The 13,826-nt window shown below is 67.9% G+C and carries 10 protein-coding genes and 1 pseudogene; 7 read left to right on the top strand and 4 right to left on the bottom strand.

Annotation, left to right across the window (positions count from 1 at the left end):
- Positions 1-266: 266 nt before the first annotated feature.
- Positions 267-2,504: an autotransporter-associated beta strand repeat-containing protein gene (locus ABZ725_RS21585; RefSeq protein ID WP_358804211.1), complete on the bottom strand. Its 2,238-nt coding sequence runs from the start codon at positions 2,502-2,504 to the stop codon at positions 267-269.
- A 235-nt stretch (positions 2,505-2,739) separates the two neighbouring features.
- Here ABZ725_RS21585 and ABZ725_RS21580 point away from each other — a divergent pair, with 235 nt between their 5' ends.
- Entirely contained in the window at positions 2,740-3,690 is a 951-nt protein-coding gene (locus ABZ725_RS21580; protein WP_358804210.1) for a glycoside hydrolase family 43 protein, read from the top strand.
- A 1-nt stretch (position 3,691) separates the two neighbouring features.
- Positions 3,692-5,104, top strand: a complete 1,413-nt coding sequence (locus tag ABZ725_RS21575) for an RICIN domain-containing protein (RefSeq protein ID WP_358804209.1) — start codon at positions 3,692-3,694, stop codon at positions 5,102-5,104.
- A 7-nt stretch (positions 5,105-5,111) separates the two neighbouring features.
- Here the strand turns inward: ABZ725_RS21575 and ABZ725_RS21570 are convergent, their stop codons facing one another.
- Positions 5,112-6,794 (bottom strand): rhamnogalacturonan lyase B N-terminal domain-containing protein, encoded by a 1,683-nt coding sequence (locus ABZ725_RS21570; protein ID WP_358804208.1) that lies wholly within the window; start codon positions 6,792-6,794, stop codon positions 5,112-5,114.
- Positions 6,795-6,986: 192 nt separating this feature from the next.
- Here ABZ725_RS21570 and ABZ725_RS21565 point away from each other — a divergent pair, with 192 nt between their 5' ends.
- Complete coding sequence (locus ABZ725_RS21565; protein ID WP_358804207.1) at positions 6,987-8,036, top strand: rhamnogalacturonan acetylesterase; 1,050 nt, start codon at positions 6,987-6,989, stop codon at positions 8,034-8,036.
- 90 nt (positions 8,037-8,126) lie between these two features.
- The gene (locus ABZ725_RS21560) at positions 8,127-9,902 is read left to right on the top strand and encodes a DUF2264 domain-containing protein (RefSeq protein WP_358804206.1); all 1,776 of its coding nucleotides are present in this window, start codon (positions 8,127-8,129) and stop codon (positions 9,900-9,902) included.
- On the opposite strand, the gene ABZ725_RS21555 is transcribed toward ABZ725_RS21560, so the two are convergent.
- Complete coding sequence (locus tag ABZ725_RS21555) at positions 9,847-11,232, bottom strand: hypothetical protein (RefSeq protein WP_358804205.1); 1,386 nt, start codon at positions 11,230-11,232, stop codon at positions 9,847-9,849. The two genes, ABZ725_RS21560 and ABZ725_RS21555, sit on opposite strands and share 56 nt — an antisense overlap.
- Before the next feature lie 208 nt (positions 11,233-11,440).
- Between ABZ725_RS21555 and ABZ725_RS21550 the strand changes: the two genes are divergently transcribed.
- Together ABZ725_RS21550 and ABZ725_RS21545 are read left to right on the top strand one after the other, a co-directional pair.
- Entirely contained in the window at positions 11,441-11,812 is a 372-nt protein-coding gene (locus tag ABZ725_RS21550; RefSeq protein ID WP_351909202.1) for a VOC family protein, read from the top strand.
- 141 nt (positions 11,813-11,953) lie between these two features.
- Positions 11,954-12,751, top strand: a complete 798-nt coding sequence (locus ABZ725_RS21545) for an isocitrate lyase/phosphoenolpyruvate mutase family protein (protein ID WP_358804204.1) — start codon at positions 11,954-11,956, stop codon at positions 12,749-12,751.
- Between the two features lie 7 nt (positions 12,752-12,758).
- Here the strand turns inward: ABZ725_RS21545 and ABZ725_RS21540 are convergent, their stop codons facing one another.
- The gene (locus ABZ725_RS21540; RefSeq protein ID WP_358804203.1) at positions 12,759-13,355 is read right to left on the bottom strand and encodes a WHG domain-containing protein; all 597 of its coding nucleotides are present in this window, start codon (positions 13,353-13,355) and stop codon (positions 12,759-12,761) included.
- 207 nt (positions 13,356-13,562) lie between these two features.
- On the opposite strand from ABZ725_RS21540, the pseudogene ABZ725_RS21535 reads away from it, so the two are divergent.
- Positions 13,563-13,749, top strand: a pseudogene (locus ABZ725_RS21535) (antibiotic acetyltransferase); the annotation flags it as partial.
- Positions 13,750-13,826: the final 77 nt, after the last annotated feature.

Genomic DNA, 13,826 nt, shown 5'->3' with positions numbered 1-13,826 from the left:
CGACGAATCGAGGCACACACTCCGAGCCCGACGAGCCGTTCGTCGACCCGTCGGCCGCCTTTACGCAGACCACGTTCCTCGCGGAGTGGGCCGGCGAGGCACGCACGCTGACCTCCACGTTGGGCTTCCCGCAAGCGCCGAGGGCAGCTGACGTAACGGCATGGCTGGACGACCGCGGACGTTGGCGACTGCGGACGTGGGGGGGCGGGCAGTCAAGCGGATGGTCAGCACCACCTCGCGCGATGGGCCATCGCCTGTGAGTCGAGTCATCGCCCGTGCGCCGAGTGCCGTCCACCTCGACGCCGTCCTCCGCCCCGCGTTCGCTTGGTCGCCGGGACCAGCAGTGCACCGAGCAGCCCGGCAGCCAGGACGTACGGCCACCAGCCGAAAGCGCCGCTCTCGGCCGCGCCGACGTTGCGCGCTGCGTCGGTCACGGAATCCGACGAGGCTCGCCCGGGTGTGTTTGCCGAGGTGCTCGCGGTGGTCGCCGTCAGGACCACGTCGTTGCCGTCTCCGGCCTTGTAACTGATTCGGTAAACGGTGTCGGCGAGTTTCACCTCGGCACCCTCGCGCAACCCGTCGAAGGTGCCCGTGATGGGTGTACTACCGGTGTGGTCGAGGACGGTGACTTCCCGCGCAGGGGTCTTCCCGGCCTTGGCGGCAACGTTGCCGGAAGCGGTATCAGTGCCCGTGGAGCTGGAAGACTTACCGGAAGCGGTACCAGCACCTGCCCCCGTCGCGGCTGCGGTCCCCGTCCCTGCCTGTGTCCTTGCGGCCCTCCCTACGCCGGACAGGTCGAGCCCGCCGCCCAGAGTGACCTTGCCGTCCACCTTCAAGGGCGCGTCCGCGACGACCAGTTGACCCTTGTCGTTCTGCGTGTAGGCACCGGCCACCGTCAGCCCGCCCGTGACCACGCCCTCGTTCGTCACGGCGCCCTTCACTGTGCCCTTGCCGCTGAGTGTGCTCGTCACCCGCAGCGCCGAGCCGCCGGTGTCCAGCCGCGCCCCCGCCGACGTCAGCCGGATCGCCCGGCTGTTGGCGAGCGTCGCTCCGCCCTTGAGCGCGAGCGTTCCCTGCTCGACCGTCGTCGTTCCGGTGTAGGTCACGGCGGGGCCGGCGAGGGTCGTCGTCGCAGCTCCGGACTGGACGAGCGAGCCGCCGCCGCCGAGTCGGGACAATGAGAGCGCGTTCTTCGCGTTGTGCACGACGAGCGTGCCGTCGTTCACGATGCGGCGCCGGTCCGTGCCGCTGAGCAGGGAACCGTCTCCCTGCGCCGACCCCAGCCGCAGGACCGCTCCCTTCTTCACGGTTGTCGAACCGTCGTAGTACTGCGCGGCTGCGAAGGTGACGTCGTTGCCCTTGGTCCCGGCTATGACGACATCGCCGGCGCCGGGCGAGGCCAGCGTGTCGTGGTACTTGCCGCCCCCGATCGGCGCGCCCAGGGTGACCGGTCCGTTGTAGTCGAACGTCAGCAGAGAGCGCCGTCCACTGGCTTCGTGCAGATTGATGTAAACGGTGTCTTTTGTTCCCGGCATGAAGATCTTGTGCGTCGTGCCGTCGCCCCACTGCACGTTCGCACCCTCGATGTTGGTGCCGCGCTTGTTCAACTGGTGTGGAATCGAACGCCAGTTGATGTCCGGATCGCTGAGCGAGGGCGCGGTGTCGCCGCCCTGGTCGCTGTAGCTGTACTGCCCTGTGAGGACGATTTTGCTGCCGGGTCGTGTGTGGACGTTGACGTCGCTGCCGTACTCCCGCTGGAAGAAGTCCTGTCGCAGAGTGATCGTCTGATAGAGCGGAGTGTCGATGATCCAGGATCCCTGGTTCAGGATCGCCCGGGCGTTGGGCAGCGACACCGGATACTCGGGGCGGCCGACCGCCATGCCGGTGCCGTTGTCGATGACTCCGGAGAAGGGGTGTGTGCCCGCCAGGTCGAGGGTGCCCCACATGTTGCGTGGCTGGGTGACCAGGCCCGACCCGCTGATCGTGCCGATGTTGAAAGTGCGGGTCAACGACAGCCGTAGGGTCCCGTCGACGCGGACGTTGAGCTGGTTGAGCTGGTACCCGGGGGTGTCGTAGGGGAAGTGCCCGATGAGCCCTGTACCTCCACCGGTGCCGTACTGCAGCGTCGTCCCGCGCTCCACTGTGATCGCGGGCGGGTCGGGGTTGCTGACCGTCGTGTACGGATGGTTTCCGCCCTGTGTGCGCACCAGCTGGCGCCGACGTGACTCGGGCAGGGTGAAGTCGCTGTCCTTGCTCAGGACGAGTGTTCCGCCGCCGCGCACGGTCAGTGTTCCCTGACCGCGGAAAACGCCGTCGTACGTCGTCGCCCCGGCGGGCACGGTGATCACTGTGTCGCCGGTGAGCGTCACGTCCCGGTTCGCGAGGACGTCGGCGGTGACGTCCCTGGCGTCGGCGGCCACGGCCGGGGGAGCGGTGGCCAGGAGGGCCGCGACGGCCGCGAGGACGCCGGCGGCTGCGGCTGAGGTGTGGAGATGGCTGCGCACGCATCGGAGACGCGCGGGCACGCCGCTGATAACAGAAATTCGTTCCATCCGAGGGTTCGTCCCGGCGCTCCGCGGCCCAGTGAATCGCGCTCCCGCCGGAAAACTCCGGAAAGGGCTTTCCATCAAGTCCCGTCAGACCCGTTGACCTGCTCGTAACACACCCTTACCTTTTCGGCGTTCGTCATTCCACATCTCGTTCGCAGTTCCGAACGCCCCTCGCTCGAGAGGCAACCGCGTGTACCCCAACCCGCTCGTTCCCCACCGCGCAGACCCCCAGGTCCATCTCCAGGAAGACGGTTTCTACTACTTCACGGCCACCCACCCCGACTACGACCGGATCGTCCTGCGTCGTTCCCCGACGCTGACGGGACTCGCCGCCGCTTCCGAGTCCGTCATCTGGAGGGCGCACCCCACCGGCGACATGGGCGCACACATCTGGGCGCCGGAGCTCCACCACGTCGACGAGGCCTGGTACGTCTACTTCGCCGCGGCACCCGCCGAGGACCGGTGGGCGATCCGTGTCTGGGTCCTGGAGAACACCAACTCCGATCCCCTCCAGGGCGCTTGGACGGAGAAGGGTCGCGTCGAGACGGCCTGGGACACCTTCTCCCTCGACGCCACCACCTTCACCCATCGCGGTGTCCAGTACCTCGCCTGGGCGCAGCACGATCCCTCCCGCGAGGGTCACAGCACGGCGATCCTGTTGTCCGCGATGGCGAACCCATGGACGCTGACGGGTCGTCAGGTTGTCCTCTCTCGCCCTGAGTTCGACTGGGAGTGCGTGGGACACAAGGTCAACGAGGGGCCGTACGTACTCCGACGCCACGGCCGGATCTTCCTCACCTACTCGGCGAGCGCCACCGACCACCACTACTGCATGGGCCTGCTCACCGTCGACGTCGACGCCGACCTCCTGGACCCGGCCGCCTGGTCCAAGTCGCCGGTGCCGGTGTTCGCCACCAGTGACTCCGCTCATGTGTACGGGCCCGGTCACAACTCGTTCACGGTGGCCGAGGACGGCGAGACCGACGTGCTGCTCTATCACGCCCGTCAGTACCGGGAGATCGACGGCGATCCACTGAACGACCCCAACCGCCACACCCGGATCCAGACCTTCGGCTGGAACCCGGACGGCACCCCCGACTTCGGCGTCCCCGTCGCCGACACCGTGAAGGAGAGTGCGTGAGATGAGACGTGCGTACGCGACCCTGCTTGCCCTCTGTCTGGCGCTGGTAGGCGCCCTCGCCACTGCGGGACCGGCCCACGCGGCACCCGTCACCATCGCCAACGGCATCCAGTTCGCCGACACTTCGGGCAGTCCGGTGCATGCCCACGGCGGCGGGCTTCTCAAAGTCGGTTCCTACTACTACTGGTTCGGCGAGAACCGCAACGCCGACAACACCTTTCGCTACGTGGACGCCTACCGCTCCACCGACCTCAAGAACTGGGAGTTCCGCAACCACGTCCTGACGCAGTCGAGCGACTCCGAGCTGGCCACCGCCAACATCGAGCGCCCGAAAGTCATGTACAACGCGTCCACCGGCAAGTTCGTGATGTGGATGCACAAGGAGAACGGCACGGACTACAGCGAGGCCCGGGCGGCTGTCGCCGTCTCGGACACCGTCGACGGAAACTACACCTGGCAGGGCAGTTTCCAGCCGCTGGACCAGTACATGTCCCGTGACATCACGGTCTTCGTGGACACCGACGGTGCCGGGTACATGGTTTCTGCAGCCCGCGAGAACTACGACCTGCAGATCTACCGGCTCACCGACGACTACACCGCTATCGCAAGTCTGGTCGCCGACCCCTGGCACGGAGGGCACCGCGAAGCCCCGGCGCTGTTCAAGCGAAACGGCGTCTACTTCATGCTCACTTCGGGCGCGACCGGCTGGAGCCCCAACCAGCAGCAGTACGCGACGGCGACCTCCCTCGCCGGTCCTTGGTCGGCGATGACGAACGTCGGCGACTCGACGACGTACGGCTCCCAGACCGCGTACGTCCTTCCCGTCCAGGGGACTTCGGGCACCTCCTATCTCTACCTGGGCGACCGCTGGGGCAACTCCTTCGGCGGAACCGTCAACGACTCCCGTTACGTCTGGCTGCCGCTCACCTTCCCGTCGTCCACCTCGCTGTCGATGTCCTGGTTCCCCGAGGTCACCGTCGACACGGCAGTTGGAACGGTTACCGGCACGAGCGCCACGTACAACACGCTGATCGCCCGGCACAGCAGCAAGTGCGCGGACGTCACGAGCCAGTCCCTCTGGGCGGGAGCCCAGATCAAGCAGTACGACTGCAACGGCGGCAACAACCAGAAGTACTGGTTCAAGTCGGTTGGAAGCGGTTACTACCAGTTGGTCGTCAGGAACAGCTCCCTCTGTGTGCAGGAGAACGCGAGCACGGTCAGCCAGGAGAACTGCAGCGCGACGGCCACCAGCCAGCAGTGGTCGCTGACGACCTCGGGCAGCTACGTCAATGTTGTCTCCCGCGCGAGCGGCGAGTGCCTGGATGTGAACGGCGCGTCCACCGCCAACTCCGCAGCCGTCATCACCTACACGTGCAACGGAGGAACCAACCAGCAGTGGACGCGCGGTACCTGATGTCTTATCAGGCAAGAAGGTCGATCGCGTCGACCGACGTGCCGGCGCTCAGATAGGAAGTCGACCCCGAACCGCTCACCACGTTGATCTTCAGCACGTTGTACTGACTGGTGTCCGTGAGCCAGGCGCTCGCTGGGATGCTGTAGGTGAACGTGTAGTTGTTGCCCCGGTAGGAACCGTTCGTCAGCGACCGGGTGCTCGGCTGGGTGGGCGGGGAGGGGATTGCGGAGGTCCAGGCGTCGTTCACGACGACCTGCGGACGTCCGTTGGCGTAGGCCGTCGTCACGCCGATGCGCAGGGTGTGCGCGGCGGCGGCCTGGGCAGCGGTCAGCCTGAAGTACACGAGCAGACCGCTGTTGACGTCCTTCCAGATGTAGCAGGGGAACGCCGAGGTCTCGCTGCCGCTGCCGATCACCACGTTGCCGGTCCAGGCGGCCGCCCGTACGTCCGACGGGTGCGCGTACGTCATGAGATCGGCGTTCTTGAAGCCGCTCGGTGTACCGGTCCAGTCGTTGATCCGCCAGATCGCGCTCGCGTTGCCCGGGTCGTTCGAGGACGGGATGACGATCGAGTTCAGGGTCGTTGTCCCACCCGCGGATACCGTCACCTGTGTACTGTATACAGCCAGCTCGCTCTTGTAGACGGTCAGCGTGTACGTCCCGGGCAGTGCCCCCGTGATCGAGAAGTAGCCGTCGGACGACCGGGCTGAACCCCAGTACTGAGCCGCCGAGTTGGCGAGCCCGACCGTGTACGGGTAGGCCGCGTTGCGCCCGGTGATGCCGACCCCCGCGACCCGGCCACGGCTGCTTGCGCTGACGTATCCGGAGATGCCGAGCGAGTCCGCCCAGGATGTGGTCAGGGTTCCCGGGAACAGCGACGACGACGGCGCGCCGCCATCCGTGAAGGCGATGACATAGGGGCCCTGGAGGCCGAACCGCTGCTCCTCGGTCTGGTTCTGGCCGTAGTACAGGATCTCGTACAGGCCGCCGCCGTCGGCGCTCTGATGGCGCAGGAGGGAGCGGTAGAAGGGTCCGCCGGAGGCCTTTTCATGGTTGCTGCGCACGATCCACAGACCGACGCTGCCCGTCGTCCAGCCGATGTAGTTGTAGTCGATGACGCGCAACTTGGAGTAGTGCTTGGAGCGGGTCTGGCCGTCGGACTTCGCGAAGACGTCGGAGGCCTCGATGGTGCTGGTCGTGTAGGTGTAGGAGTCGGGCTCGTCGTTGAGGAACAGGCCTGCTTTGACGCGCACGATGTAACGGGTTGCTGAAACGGACGTGTCGGCCTTGTTGGTCCACAGATAGACGTTGTTCTCGCCGCTGCGGGCCGCGTAGTAGTGCTTGAGCGTGCCGTGCGTGACGGAGATCAGGATCGTCGAACCGGACTGCGCGATCGTGACGGTGGAGCTGCCGAGTCCCGACTCGATGTGCGAGTTCATGCCGCCGTAGCCCTGGTACTCGGTGCCCCGGTAGACCAGCGAGGTCAGATCGCCGGTGGTCTTGCTGACCTTGAAGACCAGGTTGGCGCCGGTGTCGACGACGTAGTTCGAGCCGTCGTCGGTGTAGCCGAAGGCCGCCGCGGCGGCCGGGACGGCGAGCGGTCCTGCGAGGGCGGCCGAGCCGGCAGTGGCTGCGGTGCCGAGGACGAAGGTGCGGCGTCGGACCGGCCTGGGGCTCTCGGTTCCGGACATGGGGGTGCCTCCTTCGGAGAGGTGTGGGGGTGCGGGTGCCTGAGAGAGTGACAGTTGAATCGATTTCGCGAAAGGGCTTTCGCTTGCTGGAGGTTGGCAATCTTGTGAAATCGGTCCAAGGGCTAGAAAGCGCTTGCCAGAGGATGTACGGTCCAGCCGCCAGCCCCTGTTGCCGTGACGGAGGAGCCGCAAGTGAGACGTTTCAACATCGCCGTGCTGGCGGCGCTGACCCTGACCGCCGGTCTGACGGCCGTACCCGCCGCCGCTCACGCCCACGGCGGCCGCGCACCCCTCGGCATCGACAACTGCACCGCCAACGCCTGCCACTTTGACGTCCCGCCCGGCACCTACGACGTGAAGGTCGTACTCGGCGGCGACTCCGGGTCGAGCACCGTGGTCAGTGGAGAGACCCGGCGCGCTCTGCTCCCCGAGACCGCTGTCGACGCCGGCGAGCGCATCACCCGCAGCTTCACCGTCGACGTCCGCAGCCCCGAGGGCGAGCCGACGGGAGTCGCCGGAACTCCCGGCCTGGACCTGGTACTCGGCGGCTCGGCGCCTTCCCTGGCCGACATCATGGTCACCCGTGCGCGGCACGTCCGGCAGATCTTCCTCGTCGGCGACTCCACGGTGTGCGACCAGCCCGCCGACCCGTACACCGGGTGGGGGCAGCAGTTGCCGCAGTACCTGCGCAAGGGGGTCGCGGTCGCCAACTACGCCGATTCCGGGGAGAGTACGGTCACGTATCTGGGGAACCCGCAACTCTGGGAAACTGTTCGGCCGCTGATCCGCCCCAGCGACCTCGTTCTGGTCCAGCTCGCTCACAACGACAAGACGACCGATGAGGCGACGTATCGGGCCAATCTCGAGACGCTGGTCGCGGGAGTGCGGGAGAAGGGTGGTCGCCCGGTCCTCGTGACCCCCATCGTGCGCCGCTGGTTCAACACGGACGGCACGCTGAACAATGGAACAGCCCTGCTGGTCAACGGACTTGGCGTCGATCATCCGGAAGTCATCCGCTCGGTGGCCGCCGCGCAGGACGTTCCGCTCATCGACCTCACCGCCAAGACCAAGGCGCTGGTGGAGTCCCTGGGCGTGGAGGGTTCCAAGGCGCTCTACCTCTACAACGAGAAACGCGACAACACGCACACCTCCGTGAACGGAGCCACGGTCTACGCGGGCCTGGTCCGCGATGAACTCGTCGCCCAGCATCTGGTGCCGAGAGGCACCGTGCGGGTGGGATGAACGCCTGGGGGCGCCCCGACCGGAACCGGGACGCCCCCAGGTCCTGGCCTCCCCAGGCTCCGACCCGGCCGCGAACGAAAGAAACAGCAGATGCACCTGCCCCCGCCCGACACCGCCCGCAGCCCCCGCACCGGCTACACCCGCGCCCACTGGGAGGCGGCCGCCGACGCCTTGCTCTCCGCGGTGGAGCCGTACGCCACTGAGGACTACGCTCTCTACCACTTTCCCGGCAGCCGAGAGAGCTGGTCGGGGCGTCTCTCCGACGGTCTGGAGGGATACGCCCGCACTCTGCTGCTGGCTGCCTTCCGCCGCGACGAGACGGCGCTGGAGCGTTACGCAAACGGTCTCGCGGCGGGTGTCTTCGGCGTCTGGCCCCGTATCGAGGACCGCGGTCAGCCCCTCGTCGAGGCCGCGTCGATCGCCCTCGCGCTGCGACTGACCCGGCCGCTGCTCTGGGACCGCCTCGACGACGGCGTGCAACAGCGCGCGGCGGCCTGGCTCGGCGACGCGCTGACCGCCGAACCCTGGCCCTGCAACTGGGAGCTGTTCCCGGTCACGGTAGGCGGTTTCCTCGGATCGATCGGCCACCAGCCGGAGGCCTCGCGCAAGGCGGTCGACCGCGGCCTGGAGCGCATCGAGCAGTGGTACGTCGGCGACGGCTGGTACACCGACGGCGCCGGCCGCGCCTTCGACTACTACAACGGCTGGGCGATGCACCTCTACCCGATCCTGCACGCCTGGCTGGCCGACGACCCCGACCTGCTCACCCGCTACGGCAGTCGACTCGAAGCGCATCTCGCCGACTACGCCCGCCTGTTCGGCGGCGACGGAGCCCCCATGCGCCAGGGCCGCTCCCTCACCTACCGCTTCGCCACCACCGCACCCCTGTGGCTGGGCGCCCTGACCGGCCACACCCCACTGGCTCCCGGCGAGACCCGCCGCCTGGCCTCGGGCGCGTTGAAGTACTTCCTGGAACGGGACGCGGTCGACGAACGAGGCCTGCTGACCCTCGGCTGGCACGGCCCCGACGAGTCGGTCCTGCAGGGATACTCGGGACCGGCCTCCCCCTACTGGGCGAGCAAGGGTTTCCTCGGTCTGCTGCTTCCGCCGGAACACGAGGTGTGGACGGCGCAGGAGGAGGCCGGACCTGTGGAACGGAAGAATGCGGTTACTCCGATTTCCGCTCCCAACTGGCTCCTGCAGTCGACGAGTTCTGACGGTCTGGTGCGCTTGCACAACCATGGCAGTGAGGACGTCCGCTACGACCCGTACTACACGCGGTTCGCGTACTCCACGGTGACGCGGCCGCTGGATTCGCCACCGGACAACGCCGTCATGGTTGATGGCGACCCGCGTCGCGAGGGCATCGTTCCCCTCGGGGTGGGGGAAGGCTGGGCGGCCTCCCGGTACGTGCTGAACTCCGGGGCCGAGGTCACCAGCCTGGTGGTCGCCGACGGCGCGGTGGAGGTGCGAGCGCATCTGGTGGCCGGCGCGGCGCCGGGAACGGAGGTGCAGGTGACGGGCTGGGCGCCGGTGGCGAGCGGGGACGAGTACGAGCATGAGGACGGCGACCTGCGGGCCGACCTGGTGCCGGTGCACGGACTGACGGGCACCTACCCGCTGTCGGGTGCGCTGAGGGACGGCCCCGCCACGCTCTTCGTCGCGCTCGCCCGTCTCACTGCCGAGCCGTACCCTCTGCCCCTCCCCGAACTGGTGTCCGTGGAGGCGCAGAGGGTGGTGTCCGACAACACTCGCGGCGCTTACGACCTCAGCGTCCGCTGGCGGACGGGTGCGGAGTCGCATTTCCGCTTCACGGCTTCAGACGAGCGATCCGCAACGTGGTCGTGGTCGGTGAAGCCCCGGTGAGCGCCTTGGCATAGGTCGGTGTCACGGGGGTGTACGCCCAGGTCAGCGTCCCGTCCTTGAGGACCGCGATGTCGCCGGTGATACGGGTGCCCACGACGGTGTCCGCGCTCTGGAACTTGCCGTTCCAGTCCACGAGACGCAGGTGGGTGCCCGTGAAGGTGCCGGTGCAGGTCCCGCTCGCGCACTTCGCGCTCTTCAGGGACTCCCAGGAGACGAGCAGACGGTCCTTGCCGTACGGCGCGACGTGGACGTTGACGTTCTCCGTACCGACAGCACTGGTGAGATACACGGCTTTACCGGGACCGGAGTTGCGGTTCTTCATGAAGGCGAGCGCGACCTGATGAGTGCTCGTCTTCGGCTTCACCGTCCAGCCGCGGCCGCTGGCGTCGTCCGGGTTCTTCTTCGCCGAGGCGGCGCCACGGGAGGCGAAAGCGGTTGCGTAACGGCCGGTGGACGACTTTACGAGGTCACCGGTGCGGCCGGGAAACGTACCGCCGCAGTACCCGGCCCAGCACTGCTCGCGCTGCACCACCGGAGCTGTGTCCGGGGCCCCGATCCCCGTCGACACGAACAGCCCCGAGCGCCAGTCGTCGAAACAGACAGAGGTGAAGGCGCCGGAGGTCTCGGCATGCAGGGCGATGCCCTCGTTGTGGCTGCAGCCCCAGCTCCAACCACCGCTGAGCTTCGCCCCCTTGGCGCTGACGTACGCCATCTTGTCCCCGTAGTGGCCGTCGGCGAAGCCGCCGGCTCCGTGCACGACGAAGTAGGCGCCGTACTTCGTGCCGTTCCAGGTGAGCTGTCCGTCGAGCAGCGGGGCGGTGTCATGGGAAGCGGTACCGGTGAGTTTCGTACGGAAGGTCTGCTTGGCGCCCGTGTACCGGACGATCGCGGCCGCCGTCTCCTTCCACTTGTTCGTGTCGGCGACGCGGGTGAGCAGTGCGAAGCCGTCGTTGTGCGCGACGAGACCGCCCACCTCCTTGGCGCCCTTGACGACTGTGTCGGCGCCCGAACGCTTCCCGGCTGCGGTCAGCGGGGTGACGTGGACACCGTCCGCCGCAGGCCATGCGACGCGGAGCGTGCCGTTCGGGGCCACCGCGGTGGTCGTCCGCGTCCACTCCCGCGTGTTGTTGTAACCGGCCGACACATAGGGGAACTTGGCGGCGAGCGTGACGGCCGTCGTGGTGGGGGTGAGCTTCGGGGAGGTCGTCGCCGCCCCGGCGGTGGCCCACCACGCGCCGGCGAGCAGCCCGGCGGCCGCGAGAGCTCCGATCGCGGGCTTGCGGGCCGCGCGGATACGGCGATGGCGCGTCGTGCGTCGTGCAGATGTCATGGCCTGTGGTTGCCGCGGGGCAGCGGAAGGTTGCCGTGCCGCAGCGATACTTGCGAAACCGAGGTGACAGACGTGGCCGGGGAGGGGGGCTGGGGGGACCTGGCCAGACGGACTTGACCCGGTGGACGCCGCGATCGGAGTGCGCCGGAGACCTGGAGACAGGGATTATGCGTTGCCGTGCGTAAGCGGTGTCTACGAGAATCCAGCCATGACTTCTGCTATCCGGCACGTGACGATCAAGTGCTCCGACGCCTACTCCCTGGCGAGCTTCTGGTCCGAGGTACTCGGCCAGTCTCTTCATGAGGACGACAACCCGGGAGACGAGGAAGCACTGATCGAGGGCGCGGGTCTGCTCTTCGTGACCGTCCCGGAGGCCAAGAGCGAGAAGAGCCGAATCCATTTCGACCTCCAGCCCCAGGACCGCACCCGCGAGGAGGAGGTCGAGCGTCTGCTCGCCCTCGGTGCCACCTTGGTCGACGACCAGCGCAAGCCTGACGGCAGAGGGTGGGCGGTCCTGGCCGACCCGGAGGGGAACGAGTTCTGCGTGGAGCGCAGCGCGGGAGAGCGGGACGCCGGCTGAGGCAGCGGTGTCGGGGCGGATCCGGAGGGGGTGCTTCGCCGGAAACAGGTCTGCGGAAAGTGGTCGACGGGAACCGGTGTGCGGAGGCCCGCGGAGACCGTTCGGCGGCGGCCGAAGCGATGCGCATCTAGCGTGCGCTGTATGCGTGTACCCAAGGTGACTCCGAACCCGTTCGCAGGCCTCCATCACGCCGGCACTCCCCTCCTCCTGCCCAATGCGTGGGATCACGCGTCAGCGCTGGCCATGGCAGGTCAGGGATTCCGGGCCATCGGTACGACGAGTCTCGCCGTGGCGGCGGCTGTAGGACTGCCGGACGGAGCGTCGGCGACGCGGGACGAGACCCTCAGGCTCGCACTGGTCCTGGGTTCGCAGCCTTTTCTGCTGTCGGTCGATGCTGAAAGCGGTTTCAGCGAAGATCCGGACGAGGTCGGGGAGTTCGCGCGTCAGCTTGCGGCGGTGGGCGCGGTCGGCATCAACCTGGAGGACGGCCTGGGGGCGGTCGACCGGCACGCTGCGAAGATCGCGGCCGTCAAGTCGGCCGCGCCCGGCCTCTTCATCAACGCGCGCACGGACACCTACTGGCTCGGTGAGCACGACGAAACCGAAACACTGTCCCGGCTCGACGCCTACCAACAGGCGGGCGCAGACGGCGTGTTCGTGCCCGGCCTGACCGTGGCTCGGGAGATCGCCGCGCTCGTCGCACGACTCGACGTGCCGCTCAACGTCCTCTACTCGCCGACCGGACCGCCGATCGCCCACCTCGCCGACCTGGGTGTAAGCCGCATCAGCCTGGGATCGTTTCTGTACCGGCGGGCCCTGGGCGCGGCCCTCGATGCGATGGACGAGATCCGCGCGGGGCGTCAGCCGGGTGGTCGGACGCCGACGTACGAAGACGTGCAGAGCCTCGGCGTAGACGGCACCGTCGCCCGCCATGCCTGACAGGGCGTCAGCTACGGGGTTCGTGCTCCTGCGGCCAGTGGGTGAGCGCCATGTGCAGAGCATCGATCACCTTGTCCCACGATCGCTGAACGTCCCGGGGCGCGCCGAAGCCGCCGCCTGCCTCCAGCAGGCAGTACCCGTGAAAGGTGCTGCGCAGCAGGCGGACGGCGTCGGTGAGGTCGGGCTCGTCGAGACCGTAGCCGCGGAGCATCCCGTAGGTGATCTCGGCGGTTCGGCGTAGGGCGGGGGAGTCGGCCGCGAGTTCCCGGTCGAGTTCCGGGTCGATGCGGATCTGTGTGGCGGCGTACCGGCCCGGGTACCGCAGGGCGTACTCCCGATAGGCCCCCGCGAAGGCGACCAGCGCGTCCTTGCCCGCGAGTCCGACGACGGCAGCGGCGATCCGGTCGATCATCTCGCCGCCGACGAGCAGCGCGAGCCTGGTCCGCAGCTCACGGAGGTTCCTGACATGTGAGTAGAGGCTCGCGTCCTTGACACCGAACCGCCGGGCCAGTGCCGAGATGCTGACGTTGTCGAAACCGACTTCGTCGGCCAGCTCAGCGGCGGCTTCGACGAGGCGGTCGGTGGTGAGGCCGACTCGTGGCATGGGGGACCGCCTTGTGCGCTCGGACCTGGAGGTATCACGCAGGATCCTAAGGGCTCCGCAGGTCGGATACCGGACGCTGGGAGGGCTTCGCCGGAGAAGCCGAGCAGGGTGCCTGGATCGCCGCCTCACGCTCCTCTCGACCTGGCACTCCCCGCTGGGCCGACCGCAACTGCCCGGAGACCTGCTCCGCGAGCCCACGGGGCCCGAGCCCACGTGCCCGACTACGGGATCGTCGTCGACAACCCGGCTCTCCACATCCGCACTCGGTACAGCGAATCGGACATCCCCCGATTGCTCGCGGTGGCCTGGTGGGACTGGTCGGGCCGAACACATCACCGCGCACGTGCGGACGATCATGTCGGACAGCGTCGACGACCTGGAAGCCGTCGCGCCCAACTCCGCAGCTCCGGCCCGAGCTGCCCGGGAAACCGTTTCCCCCGACGTGTCCACACGGGGGAGGCCCAGCGCAAC

The sequence above is a fragment of the Streptomyces sp. NPDC006872 genome (assembly GCF_040635845.1).
Lineage (GTDB): Bacteria > Actinomycetota > Actinomycetes > Streptomycetales > Streptomycetaceae > Streptomyces.
The sequence above is the reverse complement of the archived record's forward strand: the minus strand, read 5'-3'. Positions and strand labels throughout refer to the sequence as shown.